18 protein-coding genes and 2 pseudogenes are annotated in these 15499 nt (G+C 37.6%); 9 read left to right on the plus strand and 11 right to left on the minus strand.

From position 1 onward, the window contains the following. Positions 1–272 precede the first annotated feature (272 nt). A complete protein-coding gene (locus FTV09_RS14530; protein ID WP_180001825.1) occupies positions 273–761 on the plus strand; it encodes a hypothetical protein in 489 nt (162 codons plus the stop codon). Positions 762–786: 25 nt separating this feature from the next. On the opposite strand, the gene FTV09_RS14535 is transcribed toward FTV09_RS14530, so the two are convergent. Beyond that, entirely contained in the window at positions 787–1071 is a 285-nt protein-coding gene (locus tag FTV09_RS14535) for a hypothetical protein (protein WP_180058726.1), read from the minus strand. 171 nt (positions 1072–1242) lie between these two features. On the opposite strand from FTV09_RS14535, the pseudogene FTV09_RS14540 reads away from it, so the two are divergent. From FTV09_RS14540 to FTV09_RS14550, 3 genes and pseudogenes are all read left to right on the plus strand, one after another. Continuing rightward, a pseudogene (locus tag FTV09_RS14540) lies at positions 1243–1385 on the plus strand (helix-turn-helix domain-containing protein); the annotation flags it as partial. A gap of 139 nt (positions 1386–1524) precedes the next feature. Next, the gene (locus FTV09_RS14545; RefSeq protein WP_180058727.1) at positions 1525–2970 is read left to right on the plus strand and encodes a DNA cytosine methyltransferase; all 1446 of its coding nucleotides are present in this window, start codon (positions 1525–1527) and stop codon (positions 2968–2970) included. 64 nt (positions 2971–3034) lie between these two features. After that, entirely contained in the window at positions 3035–4354 is a 1320-nt protein-coding gene (locus tag FTV09_RS14550) for an MvaI/BcnI family restriction endonuclease (protein WP_180058728.1), read from the plus strand. 22 nt (positions 4355–4376) lie between these two features. Here the strand turns inward: FTV09_RS14550 and FTV09_RS14555 are convergent, their stop codons facing one another. The 4 genes from FTV09_RS14555 to FTV09_RS14570 all read right to left on the minus strand — a co-directional run bounded on the left by FTV09_RS14555 (position 4377) and on the right by FTV09_RS14570 (position 6017). After that, positions 4377–4853 (minus strand): very short patch repair endonuclease, encoded by a 477-nt coding sequence (locus FTV09_RS14555; RefSeq protein WP_180058729.1) that lies wholly within the window; start codon positions 4851–4853, stop codon positions 4377–4379. Between the two features lie 152 nt (positions 4854–5005). Beyond that, positions 5006–5257 (minus strand): hypothetical protein, encoded by a 252-nt coding sequence (locus FTV09_RS14560; protein ID WP_180058730.1) that lies wholly within the window; start codon positions 5255–5257, stop codon positions 5006–5008. A gap of 68 nt (positions 5258–5325) precedes the next feature. Continuing rightward, positions 5326–5574 (minus strand): hypothetical protein, encoded by a 249-nt coding sequence (locus FTV09_RS14565; protein ID WP_180058731.1) that lies wholly within the window; start codon positions 5572–5574, stop codon positions 5326–5328. Positions 5575–5753: 179 nt separating this feature from the next. Continuing rightward, the gene (locus tag FTV09_RS14570) at positions 5754–6017 is read right to left on the minus strand and encodes a hypothetical protein (RefSeq protein WP_180058732.1); all 264 of its coding nucleotides are present in this window, start codon (positions 6015–6017) and stop codon (positions 5754–5756) included. Between the two features lie 318 nt (positions 6018–6335). On the opposite strand from FTV09_RS14570, the gene FTV09_RS14575 reads away from it, so the two are divergent. Then, positions 6336–6659: a hypothetical protein gene (locus FTV09_RS14575; RefSeq protein ID WP_180058733.1), complete on the plus strand. Its 324-nt coding sequence runs from the start codon at positions 6336–6338 to the stop codon at positions 6657–6659. Positions 6660–6667: 8 nt separating this feature from the next. On the opposite strand, the gene FTV09_RS14580 is transcribed toward FTV09_RS14575, so the two are convergent. Further along, positions 6668–6949 carry an antitoxin HicB gene (locus FTV09_RS14580; RefSeq protein WP_180058734.1) on the minus strand — a complete coding sequence of 94 codons (282 nt, stop codon included), beginning with the start codon at positions 6947–6949 and terminating at the stop codon, positions 6668–6670. Positions 6950–6968: 19 nt separating this feature from the next. Beyond that, positions 6969–7826 carry a hypothetical protein gene (locus FTV09_RS14585; RefSeq protein ID WP_180058735.1) on the minus strand — a complete coding sequence of 286 codons (858 nt, stop codon included), beginning with the start codon at positions 7824–7826 and terminating at the stop codon, positions 6969–6971. Positions 7827–11070: 3244 nt separating this feature from the next. Here FTV09_RS14585 and FTV09_RS14590 point away from each other — a divergent pair. Beyond that, positions 11071–11649 (plus strand): plasmid replication DNA-binding protein, encoded by a 579-nt coding sequence (locus FTV09_RS14590; protein WP_180058736.1) that lies wholly within the window; start codon positions 11071–11073, stop codon positions 11647–11649. 19 nt (positions 11650–11668) lie between these two features. Here FTV09_RS14590 and FTV09_RS14595 read toward each other — a convergent pair whose 3' ends face one another. Further along, positions 11669–11899 carry a hypothetical protein gene (locus tag FTV09_RS14595; RefSeq protein WP_257222906.1) on the minus strand — a complete coding sequence of 77 codons (231 nt, stop codon included), beginning with the start codon at positions 11897–11899 and terminating at the stop codon, positions 11669–11671. 306 nt (positions 11900–12205) lie between these two features. Between FTV09_RS14595 and FTV09_RS14600 the strand changes: the two genes are divergently transcribed. Then, positions 12206–12733 (plus strand): plasmid pRiA4b ORF-3 family protein, encoded by a 528-nt coding sequence (locus FTV09_RS14600; RefSeq protein WP_000537572.1) that lies wholly within the window; start codon positions 12206–12208, stop codon positions 12731–12733. A 424-nt stretch (positions 12734–13157) separates the two neighbouring features. On the opposite strand, the gene FTV09_RS14605 is transcribed toward FTV09_RS14600, so the two are convergent. Continuing rightward, on the minus strand, positions 13158–13769 hold the full coding sequence (locus FTV09_RS14605; protein ID WP_004889724.1) for a recombinase family protein: 612 nt from the start codon (positions 13767–13769) through the stop codon (positions 13158–13160). Positions 13770–14005: 236 nt separating this feature from the next. After that, a complete protein-coding gene (locus FTV09_RS14610; RefSeq protein WP_147395704.1) occupies positions 14006–14389 on the minus strand; it encodes a hypothetical protein in 384 nt (127 codons plus the stop codon). Between the two features lie 316 nt (positions 14390–14705). Between FTV09_RS14610 and FTV09_RS14615 the strand changes: the two genes are divergently transcribed. Both FTV09_RS14615 and FTV09_RS14620 read left to right on the plus strand, forming a co-directional pair. Continuing rightward, positions 14706–14993: a BrnT family toxin gene (locus FTV09_RS14615; RefSeq protein ID WP_034707141.1), complete on the plus strand. Its 288-nt coding sequence runs from the start codon at positions 14706–14708 to the stop codon at positions 14991–14993. Next, positions 14980–15288 (plus strand): BrnA antitoxin family protein, encoded by a 309-nt coding sequence (locus tag FTV09_RS14620; RefSeq protein WP_180058738.1) that lies wholly within the window; start codon positions 14980–14982, stop codon positions 15286–15288. The genes FTV09_RS14615 and FTV09_RS14620 overlap by 14 nt, the downstream gene beginning before the upstream one ends. Before the next feature lie 113 nt (positions 15289–15401). Here FTV09_RS14620 and FTV09_RS14625 read toward each other — a convergent pair. Further along, positions 15402–15499, minus strand: a pseudogene (locus FTV09_RS14625) (IS1 family transposase); the annotation flags it as partial.

Genomic DNA, 15499 nt, shown 5'->3' on the forward strand with positions numbered 1-15499 from the left:
GTGCCATTTTTCTTTATACTGTCACTTAGGCAGGCTGGACACTTGATTTCTAGAGTTATTCGCATTTCTCTATTTTATCAAAATCCAACCTGCTTTTTTTCAGCATACTTTTTGAAACACCACCAAAATTTTAAAGGAGGATGGGCTTGATTTAAATGAACTGCAAAAGAAATATGCTGATAGATTAATGAAAAATGAAATCACAATGATTCCAGAAGACTATAGAGAAGAATCATTAATAATTTTAAGAAATGCGATAGATAATACTTAAGATGATGAAAGTATCTGATGCTTTAATGGTTGCTTTAGTAACTGTTATCATTAATTTTTTTATTCAGTTGTTTTTTAAATATAAGGATAATAGGTCTCAACAATTATCAATTCAGTTAGCTATTATTGCTGAGATTAAAGCTTTAAAAAAACTAATTGAACAAAGAAAGTATGTAGAAGATATTCAAAATATAGTTTTATACCTTGAAAAAAATAGAGGTTATAGGACAACACTTTCGCTCGATATTCAAGAAAATGTATTCCCAGTGTATTCTAATAATTTAGATAAAATTGGACAGTTATCACCTAAAGTAGCTCCTCAAGTCGTCACTTTTTACGCCTTACTCTCTTCTATTCTACAGGATGTGAAAATAGGAGGTTTACTAAGCATACATGAACAAGGAAATTATCAGAACTATAAGAATATCTATGATCTTTTAACTAAAGCCTTAGAAATAGCCGATGAAATAATTAATTCAAGTCAGAATTAATTTAACAGAAGATTTCTCATATATGTTAATGAAAAATAGAAATTAAAGCTTGAAAAAACATAGAGATACTTGCGAAAAAAGCACCTAAACTATTCCATTTTGATTGGGCTTTTAAAGTTTCTCTCACATCCCATCCATCAAAAGAAACTCCTGATAAATTAGGTTGTTCATTTTTCTTTTGAGCTTTTTTCTTGGCTATCTTTACAGCTTTTTCTCTAGTGACTTTAACCTGGCTTGAATAAAACCATGCCCCAGCTGAGAAGAATCCAAAGATAATAGATATTGAAAGAATAATAAGTTTGTAGTCCATGACGTTACTTATGATTAAGACTTGCTTCCATATTTAACATAAAATCTCTTATGCGAAGTTGGTTTGTAAGCCCAAAATAGAAATGTCCGGTTTCTCCAAAGTAAAAATGTCCGCTTTTAGAATATGCGCTTTTGCGATGATCGAAGCGGACGGTTTGATATGTTGGTGTCTATGTCGGATAAAGAACTTAAACGATTGTCGGTTTTGCAAGAAATTTGTGATCAACGCATCACCCAGTCCCAAGCTGCTCAGCTACTGCATATTTCAGAACGTCAGATCAGACGCTTACTGCAAAATACAAAGCTCAAGGCCCAGTTGGACCTACATTCAGGGCTGCTTTTTCCCAATCCATTTTTAAATGGAGAGTTTATGAGCGACAATGAATATTTGAGCTTATATCTGGGTCAAATGAGTGATAAAGTATCACTCAAAATACCCAATATAGATTTATAGATGAAAGAGTTTCTCTCCCAGGCTGATGACCTGCATGAAAAGTACCTGCTTCAGGAAAACCAGAAAATTGAAGAACACAAGATGCTGGTCAATCAGGTCCTGGAGTCCTACGACCAGAAAACTGTTGCTGAAATACTTCGCAGGGTAGGACAGTATGACTGGACCCGTGAAACACTGAATAAATGGCTCAATGGAAAGAGTGCACCACGGGCACTAAGTGAAGGCGAAGTAGAAATGCTTCAGCAAAAAATGCTTCCGAAGCCACCAGCCCACCATCCACACTATAAATTCCGTTTTATTGATCTGTTTGCCGGGATTGGCGGGATCAGGAAGGGATTTGAGGAAATCGGCGGACAGTGCGTTTTTACCAGCGAATGGAACAAGGAAGCTGTCCGGACATACAAGGCTAACTGGTACTGTGATCCTGAACAGCATAAATTCAACGAAGATATCAGACAGGTTACGCTGACTGAAGATCTGGATACAGACATCAATGAAGCTTATGAGCATATTGATAACGAAATTCCAGATCATGAGGTACTACTGGCCGGTTTCCCATGCCAGCCGTTCTCTCTGGCAGGTGTTTCAAAAAAGAATTCCCTTGGCAAGGCACATGGTTTTGAATGTGAAGCACAGGGAACACTGTTTTTTGATGTGGCACGTATTATTGCCGCAAAACAGCCAGCCATTTTCGTACTCGAGAATGTAAAAAACCTGAAAAGCCATGACAAGGGAAATACCTTCCGTATCATCATGAAGACGCTGGACGAGCTGGGCTATGATGTTGCAGATGCTGATGCGAGTGGTCCGAATGATCCCAAAATCATTGACGGCAAGAACTTCCTTCCCCAGCACCGAGAGCGTATTGTACTGGTAGGCTTCAAACGAAGTCTGGATATCAAGGGTGACTTTTCCCTGAAAAATATCAGTAAATTCTTCCCTGAAGTCCGTCCGACCATACAGGATGTGTTAGAAAAGGAAGTAGAAGACAAATACATACTGACTGAAAATCTCTGGAAGTATCTTTACAACTATGCCAAGAAACATCAGGCTAAAGGTAACGGTTTTGGCTTTGGTCTGGTAGATCCGAAAAATCCTGGTAGCGTGGCCAGAACCCTTTCAGCCCGTTATCATAAAGACGGTTCGGAAATCCTGATTGACCGTGGCTGGGATATGCAACGGGGAGAAGAAGAGTTTGATGATCCTGATAACCAGAAGAACCGCCCGCGTCGTCTGACACCACGGGAATGTGCCAGACTGATGGGCTTCCAGAAACTGGATGGGGACGATTTCTTCCGTATTCCGGTCTCGGATACACAGGCCTACAAGCAGTTCGGCAACTCGGTTGTCGTGCCTGTTTTCACTGCCGTTGCCAGGTTACTGGAACCTTATATTTTACGTGCAGCAGAAATTCAGAAGCGTGAAAAAGACAGAATTTCCGCGTAAAAAACTATAAGAATCATTCAAATAAAGGTACGATCCGGTTAGAGAAACAATGACCGGATCGTATATGGCCACTCTCGGGCAGATATCACAGACAATGCAGGATTTGGGTGCAACCCGCATCCTGCTCAAGCCGCTTTCCAATAATGATAACTCCAAACAGCAGATCTATTTTGGGGGTAATTTTGAGGTCCTCCAGGATTTTCCGTTGGGTGAGATCCGCGCAGATGGAGAATCCAGTAAGGGGCCGATATTCAAGGCGCCTCTCAGACTGTTCTGGATCACACCGGAAGGTAAAACTGAAGAAGCCGCAGGTTCCCAGATTATTCTCTATCCCAAATATCCGGAAATAAGACTTTCCGGATTCCTCCGTGGCTGCTCGCTTGCACCGGGCAAGATCATGAAACCGCCAACAGCAGAAAAACGTGAACTGTATGCCAGCCGGAAACGGGGCATGATACTGGGACTGACTGAAGATAAGGTCTTTGCCTATACAGGGTCATGGGATGAAGAAATTTCCCAGGAGATCCAGAAATATTCAGAACAGAATCAGGACAGACAGGTACTGTCAGTTTTCTATGAATACTACTCCAGCCTTGCGGACAGTCAGGATCTGCTGATCGGAAAACTCAAGGATATCTACATCAAGGGACCAATAAGATCCAGAAGACTGGACAAAGATGGTACTGTTATCCCCTATGAGGCACCGAATGGAGCCGGTTTTACCCTTGAATGCGAATTTGGCATCATTCCGAACGGAAACGCCTGTCCGGATTTCCTCGACTGGGAGCTGAAAACAAGATCAAAAAGCAGTACGACCCTGATGACTCCTGAACCGGATATCGGACTCTATCGTGACAGCTATGCAAATTTCATGAATACCCATGCAAACCGCAGGCAACCGGAAAAACTCTACTTTACGGCCAAACACCAGACTGGAATCCGAAATCCGGAAACCCATCTGACTCTTTTCATTGAAGGATATGATCTGGAGAAAAAGAAAATTACCTTGAGCGAGGGTGGCTATTTTTTGAAAAATGACAATGGAGAAATTGCAGCTGGATGGACATTCAGCAAACTGCTAAATCACTGGAAAAACAAACATACGAAAACATGCTATGTCTCATATACTAACTTAAAACTTGAAGGATCTACCTATTACCAGTTTGGCCCAAAGGTGTCGCTGGCTAAAGGAGCGAGTATTGAAAAATTTCTGGATGCCCTGTCTACAGGAATAGTGGTTCATGATCCAGGATGTAAATATGCACTGGATGCGAATACAGGTAAATGGAAACAGAAAAAACGCAATCAGTTCAGGGTGTCAGCATCCAATTCAGCTTGTCTATATGATGAATACGAGGAGCTTAATCTGTCATCAGATGAATAAGTATTGCTAAAGTATGGCTGTATTACTTCAAAAATCGTCTGTCTCTTGGAGAGTCACGTATTTCAAGAAACTGTTCATCACTTGAAAGCCAGTCAGCAATTGCACTGACTACTTTTTCAGGATCTTTTTTGGCTCCCCGAATACTGCATTCCCAGACAATGCAGACTCGCCAGTAACTGGCGAGCAGGAAATCTATAGCTCTGGCATCATTCGCCTGATTACGACAGATCTTTTCCTGCCAGAATTCAGTCCGCGTTGCCGGTAACCTGAAAAGATTACAATTCTGATGACCATGCCAGAAACAGCCATGGATGAAAATCACTGACCTGTATTTTGGCAAAACGATATCCGGCTTTCCTGGAAGATCTTTTACATGAAGACGATACCGAAATCCTTTTTTATGAAGCAGATGCCTGACTATCAATTCAGGTTTTGTATTGCTGCCTTTAATTCCTGCCATCATACGGCTACGTGTAGAAGGATCAACAATATCTACCACCAGTCTCTCCTATTCTATAGGACTTAACAGAATTGAACTTCATCAGTATTATGTATGTTGCATCTTTTTCATATCATTATAGTATTCGTATCTAACTGAAATTTAATATAAAATATCTTGTACGTAATTCCTTTCTTAAATATTTACGACCGCTAATCTTCTTCTAAAGATGCCAGTGTCTCTTGATAGTTTTTATCGGTTGCCATTATACGCAACTCTAAATACTCATCCTCGTCAATCCAACCAATTTCTTTTGCAGCTAAAGCGAATCCACTTAAGTGAATACGTTGAAAATGTTCATATTCTTTTTTATGCTCATTACGGATGTGAGCAAAGTTTTTAATTTCATTTATATATCCTAGTTTTTCCATAAATTTAGCTAAAAACTCATCTCTTGTTTTCATAAAAAACCCTTTACTTAAAAAAATAAAACAGCGCTCTGAAATAGATAAACTTGCAACAAATTTTGCTACTAAATTTTCTGTAGATCGAAACTATGCACCTTTAAATCTTCATATAAATTCCAAGCTATACAGACCAAGGTATAACCGCTCTTTGTTAGTCCTAGATTACTTGCAATTTGCATAGGCTTTATTTTAAACATCTCAAAGAAATCGCCATATTTGAGTATTTGTAAAACAAGCGTTCTACCATAACTATTTTTTGGTGCATACTTTAATTGAGTTTGAATCATGGCATACACTTTTGCTTCATAAAGCATTAATTACTCTCAAGATCAGAAAACTAATGGAGGTTTATAGCACTTACAAAAAAATCAATCAAGATATTGATTTTAAACATTTTATTATTAAATAAACATTTATTTTAGTTTTTATAAATATTAAAAAATTATTAATATTTAAGTAATGAAATTAATAATTTTAAATTTTATTAATATGCTTAATCCTGATTAATTTTACGCTTTTTAATTTTGAAAGTTCTTCGTCCCTCAAATCGGTGAGCAAGGTCAGGGTTCCGGCCTTCCAAGCGTTTAATCACGATTGGTACGGCATTCGACGTTTTCCTCACTAAACTATCATTTTCGACATACAATATTGTTCCACTCTGAGCTGCTGCAATAAAGCACTCTCGAAGTACATTTGCGGCTTTGGCAGCAATACCTGATTCATTGTCATCTTCATCAATTAGATCTACTGTTGACATAGTACCGCACTCCCAATTAGCTGATATATGAATCATATTACAAGTCGGGTAGACAGGATAAAGAACTAGAGACCTTTCTACATATAATGCTCTAATCGACACACACAATAGCTTCTTTTCAAACCAAGGTAGGTATTATGTGTGATCTTAATTTTATATTTAATTTCAGTATATTAAAAGAATTGAGTTTTTTAGTTTTGATAATTTTTTATAAAGTACAGGATCATATAACAGAATTTTTTTTTCCTTTTTTAACCCTGAATATTTAGAATCGGTAAAAGTTTCTTCCCTCAAAAATTTAATTGTCCAGAGCGCAAAATGAATCCTATAACTTTTCAGAAATTAGAAAAAATGAATAAATACTGCAAGGCTTGCGTTAAAGCTTATGCAGTTTTGACTTTGTTGAGTCTGGTGACTTTTTTCATCTATTTTTTTAATCATTTCACCTTAGACGTTCTCTTTACAGACCCGAATGCCCTATTTCCGGCAATCAAAATAGAAGCGTTAGCACTGGGGATCATGCACATTGTCTATTCTTTCTTTTTCAAATATATCGATAAGCAACTGCAAATTTATGGCTTAGATTCCAATCATCTGGATGAATACATCCAGAGGAATCAGGGACTTTTTCAAAAGTATTAAGGGATATGTTATCCAGTAGAGTTCATCTCTTGTAATGTCTCAAAAACAAGTCTCTCAATGCCGGAACGTGCTTTATCTGGGTCCGGATCTAGCCAGGATAAAGATGGAAATTCAGCACAAAGGCCAACAAATTCTTCATCCTCAATGGACCAGTTCACGTTAAATGAGTAACAAGCTTCAATCTTAAAATCAAATAAAGCTTTCATATATTTTGCAGCGTTTTTGGCCTCTGCTCTCAAATCGTCAATTTCTTGCCGGGTCAGATAATAATCGTCAGGATATTTCGGCATCGTTCACCTTTTTTAAGGACTACAGTAAATACTTTTGGATTAGCTGATTCGTGGCATCTCCTGTCACCTTATCTTTACTTAAATTAAGGTTGGCATCCTCTCGAAGCCTACGTAAAACACTATATTGCAAAAAGTCATCTGCATAGTTGGTGAGTCGTGATAAATAATCAAGCTCCAGAGGAACATAGTAGTCCACCTTCCTAAAGTCCTTCCCTGTTTTTTTATAGTGGTAGCTCACTACTTCAGTCAGCAATCGCCCCATTTGATGTCGATTACCCTTAAAAACGGTATAAAATCTGAGACGTTTATAGAACGTCTCAAGCATAGACATACCCATGGTTTTATCAGGGTTTGAGATCAAAACATTCATAATCTCAATGTATTTCTTTTTAAATATTTGCAGCGTTGGCTCATCATATCGCCAAGTCCAGGTGTAATTTTTAGCACTCTTTTCAGTCGGGGCATATTTTTTTGATTTTTTGCTGGAATGAGATAAGCGTACTAGCTCTATATGGCCTTTATCAACGACTATCTTTAAGTAAGGTTTATGCAACACAAACTTAAATTTTTCATGGTCTTGATAATAGTTTTGGATAAGCTGTATTTCCTCCTGCTCTAGCGCTTTATTCCAGTCCAGTACAGCTTCTGAAATTCGCTGGTTGACAATTTTTTTCAGGGCAATTTCACTCTTGGACTGATTATAGTCATGGCTTTTTGGCGTAGTAATCAATAACCAAAAATCAAAAATATTGACCCCTTCAATGGAGGGTCTTTTTTGAATAATAAGATCAGCTATCGGTTCTTTTTTTGTATTTAAACGATAAGTCCGTTGCCTTGCAGTTAAATGAAGCGAGTATTTATCAGTCAGTTTTTTCAACAATTTTTGGATGCTATCGAAAAATAAAGTCTTATCACTTTCAACAGAAAAATGGCTATAGAAATATGCACCATTCGAAACTTTGTCTGCAATTTTTTGTGCTGTATATCGACTATTCGGGCTGTAACTAATCATTTTATTGTCACTAAGCAATATTTAATATGTGTCATTAAGCAATATTCTATATTTCACATTGTCATTAAGCAATATTAAAAATTAATGAAATCCTTATACCATAAGGCTTAACGTGGCTTCGCCACGAAAACCAATGCCAAAGGCATTGGTCAGGCTTTATTGACACAATTTGTCATCGTGCAATAAAGCGGTTCCTAGGTGACGAAATTTACACCCCTTTTTATTTAGTTTATAGTCGGGATATTCATTGACTGAAAGCAGTCTGACCAACTGCCTGACCATTTCGCTTTTAGCGTTTTGAGCAGGCATCAGCCTGCTTAAAGCCATGTTTTTTTAGATAGCGCACAGTCGCGGATTAGCCATCCATACGACTGACCGATTGAGCGTACTACCTTGGAAGCAGGGTTCGGTACGATCTGATGGGCGCTAAGAAGTTGAGATACTTCTTTTCGATCCAATCAGCTTGTTTACAAGCGGTTGGGCGACAAGGACACGGGCGCCTATAAGCAATAGAAATATTGTGAAGTGGTTGTCTGGTGAGAAATCGCCAGGCTAGAGAAGTGCAGATCAATCTGCATGACTTGAACCCCTGTTTCAGCAGAACTCGGGAGGTCGGGACAAGGATGTTGTCAGTACCGTTAATACCGATCTTGTGTGTGCATGATGCGCACTAGACTTTCTAGTGAGAAATGCAGCTCAAGAGCACATCTGTGGGCGTTTGAGGTAACAGCAATGTTACAGGCTGTTGAGGAGAAATCTGGATACAGCGGCACCATCTGGTGAGATTATTTCAAGCTCAATGGGTCAACGGATAGCTTAAGCAGAATACATCGGCAAGCATAGCTGAGATACGTGCAGATTAAGAGCCTTACCCTTGCGATTTTATCATTATAGCCATATCCCCATGTTTTTAAGGAACCGCGTTGGGGGGAAAAAAACACCGAGAGGTTGGAAGTGCTATTTTGATAATAGAGGATAGGCGGTCTGATCAAGACTGTTGGAAATAACTTGGGAATCTCCATGCCGTTGACATTGAATTGTCATGGCAGGTGTGGAGAGGGAGAGATGATGAGTAGGGCGTATAAGCTATTTTAAATAGTGAAATCGTTGCAGTTATTAGTTTTAAACTGCTGAAAGGCAATAGGCGAACTCAATCCTGATATGGCTATCAGGATTGGTAAAGGGAGTCTAAATATTTGTGTCGTGATTTGATGCAGATTTGTTTCCGAAAGTTGGAGTCGGTTTTATGTGTTATCTAAAAAAGCGAGAACTTAGCTAAAATGGTTTGGTCACCATTGTGTTTCAATTGTTCGGGATTGGTCTCTCGAACAAAATTGGGACTATGCAAATTTCAGTGAATAGAATTGGCTATATTCAGATTAGTCTTAAGATGAATTATAACAATTCGCAGAGTCTAATTAACTCTTTAAACTGTGAGCAATTGAGAGTGTTTCTACTCCCAATTTTACCAATATGTTGATATTCAGCATATTGTGGTGTTGGTTGCAAATCGATTAATTTTTTACTTCATTGAAAGAAATAATATCGATAAAAACTTAGTTATTAATAATTTTTTATTAATCGCTACTAGCTGTTTTTTTTAGCGGTGACGTTACGAAGCAGTACAGTTGTTTGACTAGCGGAATAGTGTTTTAGCGGAGATGTATTTTTTTCTGGATTTTTCATCTAGCGGTCCACATGTGACTAAGCGAAGATGATGGAAAATAAGAATTGAATACTAGCGAACCTATACTTAGCGGAGATGGAGAGCAACTTGCTTTGTAACTAGCGGAAAAATGGTATTAGAAAGTCGTAGTTGTGGAACTAAAACACAGCCGAAGTTTGTATCAAACTTAGTCGTGATAACAGTTGGAGGTAGCTGTTGGAACGGTTTGAAAGTCGCTTCCTTTGCCTGGCAAAGAAAATGTCTCAAGTTGATAACTGTGAAAACGTACCAATACGTTCTATTGGCGTTAGGCGGTAACGTGAAACTCCAATACGAGCCCTGTTCCAAGTTTATTGGACAGGGCTTTCCTATTTTGCGCTGATTTGCGTTTTAAGACACTTTACGACTCAGACAAGGAAGACCCTAGGCCATAACTTAAAAAATCAAACCTGATGCATACTACAAGCAAAATTCACGATATTCATTTGAAGAAAAGATCAATTATTTGCTCTTCATCTGTTTTTTGATCTCTTGCTTTCATCTGCTTCTCATTAACTCGCCAAAGTTGTAACTCGCGATTAAGTTCCTTTTGGCTAATGCTCTCACTCTCTCAAGATCCCCACAGCCGTCGCTTCGCTTTGGGCTGATGGTGAACGTTGAGAGAGTTTCGGCAATACTCACCCTAAGGGCATGATTTTAAGAAAAATCAATATCCCTTAAGTATTGCCGAATAACCTGATTGGGCTGACGGAGCCACGCATCGGTCGTATCCGCACATAGTTTTGCTGACTATGCAGACAAGGACTCAAAGTCTTGCACTTCGCTCCACGCGCTCCCTGTCGCTACACGGCTGTATCTCTGCGAGGGTTTCCCCAACATACAACTTAACAGTCCGATGTAACTACTCCCAACGCTCCGCCTATGTGAAGTTCCCCTGTAAGCGGTTTAGCCTTTCGACTATCGCTACAATACGCCAGTGACACTTATTCCTACCACACGTACTGCATGCCGACCGTAAAACGGACACACAGAAGCGGGCAAAGCTCGATCTAGGATACTTATTTGATGAAAAAAACACTTAACTAACGAAGACTTTTCAATTTGGGCTTGATATTACTGCACATAACAGTGAAAATAGTGTTCTGGTACAAAAGCCTTTGGGTGAAATCATAACGGTCGCCAAACCTTATGATCTTCGTTACTTGATGTTTGCCCATCAAATAACTGCGTGCCAACGAATTTAAAGCCCTGCGAGACAATTGTCAAGCAGGGCTTTTTCGTTTTTTAGCTATAAAAAAATATTAAATATTATATAGTTGAAATGAGTATTCTAAATCTGCGGTATATTGTATAAATCAAATATATAGGTCAGTTTTGACATAAAATATATGCTAATGCTTATATTATTTTCTCTTAAAGATAATAATAGGACTTGAAAATTAAATGGCTAAACTCTCACTGAGCGAAGTATCCAAACAGTTTAATGTCGATCGATCGACTATCTACAGAGCTGTACGTAATGGACGCTTGTCACGTTCCAGTGATGGCCAATTTGATATTGCCGAAGTTATTCGATGCTTTGGTGAACCACAACAGATATCACAGCCTGCTAAGGAAGCTCCTAAGCAAAGCAGTGATACTGCTACACAAAAACTCATTACACATTTAGAAAACGAAGTCAAAAAATACCAAGAACGTGAAGAACGTTTGATGCAACAAATTGACCGTATGCAGACCCTGATTGAATTAAAAAGTGTGGCACCTGCCACAGTAGTGCCACACCCTGACGCTACAGCATGCGATAGTAAAATGCCACAGCATGCAACAACAGATCAAGATATTGAAAATAAAGAAAATTTAAATAAGGATGTGGCAGCAAGTGTGGCAATACCACAACAATATGCCACAGCACGCGACAGCCAAACGCCACAGCGTGCCACGTTGCAAAATATGACAGTACCACAACCTAAAAACCGAGGTTTATTTGGACGCGTATTGAATGCTGTATTCAATGAAGATTAAGCGTTCTATACTTTAAAAATCATCTGATGTCTTTTTTCTTGATCTTCACTGTACCTTGCTTCGGCAGACGCTTAGAAATTTCTAAGTTACGATACAGTTGTTTAATCATTACAGGCTCACTATTCGGAGCCTTACACACTACGGTATCGTTTGTGACATAGACCACAGGTCCATTACTAGCTTTTGCAATAAAGGTCTCCGTGAGCACCCGACCTGCCTCTTTAGCAATAATGCGCTCCTCCTCATCCATCTTATTTATCTCATCCATATCTCAACCTACTTAATAATCAAGTTCTATTATTCTTACTATTTAACTTAAATATGAACCTTTTTGTTAAATTGAATTGTTCACCTGGGCTTATTAAACCCGTGGAACATTGCTCACTTATTGAGCGTGGAACATGAAAAATCATAAAAAAAGCCCACCTTGGGGAAGATGAGCTATCAACTAGAAACTACAGCATTGATTTCTAAAGATAATTATAACGCATTTCGTATAAGGTGTATTATGTTAATTTTAGATTTACTAAAACTATTTTTTGAGAACTAGGCTGTTATGGGAACTGTAAAGCTCAAATCTTCTGATGAAGTTTTTCAATTAAAAATTAGTCTGCTAGGTAGTGATCCTGAAATCTGGAGAACTATTCAAATTTCATCGGCAGCTACTTTATCTAGGCTCCATAAGGCAATTCAATCTGCTTTTGATTGGGAAGATAGCCATTTACATGAATTCACGACTATTAAGCATGAAAAGATCAATAAAAGACAAAAATTGAAAGAAGTTCTACGTGTAGGTAAAAAAATTATATATACATATGATTTTGGCGATTGTTGGGAACATTTGATTACTGTAGAAAGCAGACAATCTCCTGATTTAAATAAAAAATATCCATGTTGTATAGATGGTCAAAATCATGCTCCATTTGAAGATATTGGAGGAATTTTTGGATATCTTGATATTTTAGATGCATTACAAGACCCCAAACATCCAAGATATGACGATTACATGCAAATTATCGAGGATGAAATAGGAGAGATAGAGTTTGATCCGACCTACTTTAATTCACATGATATTAAGTTTTAAACCTGATTTAACATAATGGTTGTTATGCGAAATTCCTAGCATATTCACCTTTTGTCTTATATCTTTGTTTTTACCAATAGGTAAAATATATTCATAACCTACATCGGAAAAGTAGGTAGTTAAGAAAAAAATTGCAGAGATTTATAAGCCTTATAGTAACGGGAGAGACTATAGGGCTTTTTATTTATCTTAATATTCATATACCTAATGGATTTGCTTTTCAACTAGTTCCAATTTGTTTAATGCTTGCCGTTTTTTATGATCATTATTAATCTTTACAACTAGAGCTAAAATAAAAACCATCACTATAAAAACAAGGAAAATCAAATACTTTTTCATCATTAATTCCGTCTTTTGATCTTTAAAAATGCCTTGCTCCTTTGTAAATAGATATGACATAAGGGAAGCACTGATACAAGCCTTTTTAAATGACTTTAGCAACTCGATAAACAGTTGCAACTCCACAATTCACTGCTTTGGCAATTTCTTCCTTAGTCATATTGCCAGCTGCTAGTAATTCTTTTATTCGTTTGTGCTTAGCCTCATTGGCTTTCTTACCTGTTGGCTTGTAACCCGAACGTGCCAAGCCCTGCTTAATACGTTCTATACGTTTCTCATTGTCCAGGCGGGCCATTGTTGCCAGGAGATCAATCAACATATTGTTGATGAGATCCAGGATTGAATGAGTAATGCTGTCACTGGTTTGAATCATTTGGTAGGTAGTAGGAAGATCTGCTACGACTAAACGAAGTCCCTTCTCCTGGATCCTGCGCTTCAGCTCTTGAAAATCCTGTTGGGTTAGGCGTGATAATCGGTCAATACTTTCAACCAACAAGGTGTCGCCTTGATTTGCTTCTGACAGTAGCTTATTCAATTCAGGTCGGTCTAACTTCGTACCACTATAGTTTTCCACGTACACAATGGTTTCGCCCAAATTCAAGTTTTGGTTTAGATCCTGAAGAATCTGCAAAGCCCTTTCTGCATCTTGATCTTTAGTTGAAGCTCGTAGATAAATACGTGTATTCATTTCTATCATTTAATCTTAATTCTATTAGATTAATGATAACAATATCATTTAATTATTGCATTAAGTCTAATGATAGATATTGTATGCGATTTGGCTCGCTATCATTCAGCTATACTCTTTTGATAAAAAAAGCATGACTAAAAGCCATGCCTTGGGAATTCGTATAACGTGCATTATGTTAATTTTAGTTTAATTAACAATTTACATTAGCACTTCATGCTTCTATCCCTCATAAAAAATTTACCTTAATCTTTAGCATTGAATGTTTCTATATACAGACTTCGCTCTAATTCTTGATTATAAATTTTTGAAGCAATGCAACACTCTTGCAAAAAATCAATAAAGGCATCATGAACATTTCTTTTCATTGGATCCTTAAGACAAGAATGTAATTTTTCTAACCTTTTAAGAACCCTTGGTTCATCGTGAAAAATTGCAATTACTTGGTTCATAGCACTAGAAAACTGTTCACCTTGAATAGAAAACCTATGTCCTAATAATTGCCTAGTAAGATCAATTTTTAATTTTCTCTTCTCCATCCTATTCATGTAAATAAGAGAAAGGATAGAGCCCAAAATTCCTGATAATAAGGAGGCAAATATTGTTATAAATATTAAGGTGTAACTCATTAACTAATTTTCATCCAAAAAGTTGTTTATCACATCTAAGATAAACTTCTTATTCGCAGTTTAAAATGTAAATTTTGAGCCATTTATCATAATGGGCGTCATCCGAAACGAATATTTTAAATATATAAAAATCATATACTTGTGTTATAGTGGTAATGCTCGACGATGTCGAAAAGCTGACTTGGAAAACAAGTCGGCTTTTTTATGAGCAGTTTTGAAATATTTTGCCAATCATTTTGACTAAAAATTACGCTTTCCAGCTTGAGTGATACAATTTTGTGATACATTATTGTATATACAAATTTGAATGTTTTTTATGGAACAGTATTTCGAATGGGATGAGGCAAAGAATCGAAAGAATCAGAAAAAGCACGATGTCTCTTTCGAAACAGCAAGCCTTGTTTTCGATGATCCATTAAGGATCTCAATCCAAGACAGACATACCGATGGTGAAGAACGTTGGCAGACCATTGGGAAAGTAAAAGGCGTACTAATGCTCTTGGTAGCTCACACTATCTTTGATGAAGATGACTGTGAAATCATAAGAATTATTAGTGCAAGACAGGTAACTAAAGCGGAGCGAGATAAATATGAGCATGGTTAGATACTCACGCAAAGAACTGAATGAAAAATTCAGCGACAAGCAAGATGCTGAAATTCAACGCTTGCTTGCTAAAGGGACGGTTCGTGATGATCAGCTAGATCTATCAGATATTCCTGAAATTACTGATTGGAGTAATGCTGTACGCCATAATCAATTCTATCGCCCAGTGAAGCAACAAACTTCTATTCGGTTAGATGCTGATGTTCTTGCTTGGTTCAAAGCACAAGGGAAAGGTTATCAAACACGAATGAATGAAATTCTTCGTAATGCTATGATAGAAGAATTAAAAAAATAGAAATTCCTATCTTATTTTAAAAGGAGATAACACATGGGTGGGTTTGTTATTGAAGATGCTACATTATGCGCAGTACTAAAAATTTTGGTGGTGTTTCAAAAAGTATGCTGGCATTAAACGAATCCATTATTGATATAAAAGAACACTAAATCAAAGGCTTTGAAATGATTTTCAAGCTTTTTGGAGAAGTTGCAGCTTCTCCTAAAGCCTC

The sequence above is a fragment of the Acinetobacter sp. YH12227 genome (assembly GCF_013417785.1).
Taxonomy (GTDB): domain Bacteria; phylum Pseudomonadota; class Gammaproteobacteria; order Pseudomonadales; family Moraxellaceae; genus Acinetobacter; species Acinetobacter gandensis.

What these genes read in the sequence shown, in the direction of transcription:
- FTV09_RS14530 (WP_180001825.1), top strand. Translation starts at nt 273, where the DNA reads ATGATGAAAGTATCTGATGCTTTAATGGTTGCTTTAGTAACTGTTATC.
- FTV09_RS14535 (WP_180058726.1), bottom strand. Translation starts at nt 1,071, where the DNA reads ATGGACTACAAACTTATTATTCTTTCAATATCTATTATCTTTGGATTC.
- FTV09_RS14545 (WP_180058727.1), top strand. Translation starts at nt 1,525, where the DNA reads ATGAAAGAGTTTCTCTCCCAGGCTGATGACCTGCATGAAAAGTACCTG.
- FTV09_RS14550 (WP_180058728.1), top strand. Translation starts at nt 3,035, where the DNA reads ATGGCCACTCTCGGGCAGATATCACAGACAATGCAGGATTTGGGTGCA.
- FTV09_RS14560 (WP_180058730.1), bottom strand. Translation starts at nt 5,257, where the DNA reads ATGAAAACAAGAGATGAGTTTTTAGCTAAATTTATGGAAAAACTAGGA.
- FTV09_RS14565 (WP_180058731.1), bottom strand. Translation starts at nt 5,574, where the DNA reads ATGCTTTATGAAGCAAAAGTGTATGCCATGATTCAAACTCAATTAAAG.
- FTV09_RS14570 (WP_180058732.1), bottom strand. Translation starts at nt 6,017, where the DNA reads ATGTCAACAGTAGATCTAATTGATGAAGATGACAATGAATCAGGTATT.
- FTV09_RS14575 (WP_180058733.1), top strand. Translation starts at nt 6,336, where the DNA reads ATGAATCCTATAACTTTTCAGAAATTAGAAAAAATGAATAAATACTGC.
- FTV09_RS14580 (WP_180058734.1), bottom strand. Translation starts at nt 6,949, where the DNA reads ATGCCGAAATATCCTGACGATTATTATCTGACCCGGCAAGAAATTGAC.
- FTV09_RS14590 (WP_180058736.1), top strand. Translation starts at nt 11,071, where the DNA reads ATGGCTAAACTCTCACTGAGCGAAGTATCCAAACAGTTTAATGTCGAT.
- FTV09_RS14595 (WP_257222906.1), bottom strand. Translation starts at nt 11,899, where the DNA reads ATGGATGAGGAGGAGCGCATTATTGCTAAAGAGGCAGGTCGGGTGCTC.
- FTV09_RS14600 (WP_000537572.1), top strand. Translation starts at nt 12,206, where the DNA reads ATGGGAACTGTAAAGCTCAAATCTTCTGATGAAGTTTTTCAATTAAAA.
- FTV09_RS14605 (WP_004889724.1), bottom strand. Translation starts at nt 13,769, where the DNA reads ATGATAGAAATGAATACACGTATTTATCTACGAGCTTCAACTAAAGAT.
- FTV09_RS14610 (WP_147395704.1), bottom strand. Translation starts at nt 14,389, where the DNA reads ATGAGTTACACCTTAATATTTATAACAATATTTGCCTCCTTATTATCA.
- FTV09_RS14615 (WP_034707141.1), top strand. Translation starts at nt 14,706, where the DNA reads ATGGAACAGTATTTCGAATGGGATGAGGCAAAGAATCGAAAGAATCAG.
- FTV09_RS14620 (WP_180058738.1), top strand. Translation starts at nt 14,980, where the DNA reads ATGAGCATGGTTAGATACTCACGCAAAGAACTGAATGAAAAATTCAGC.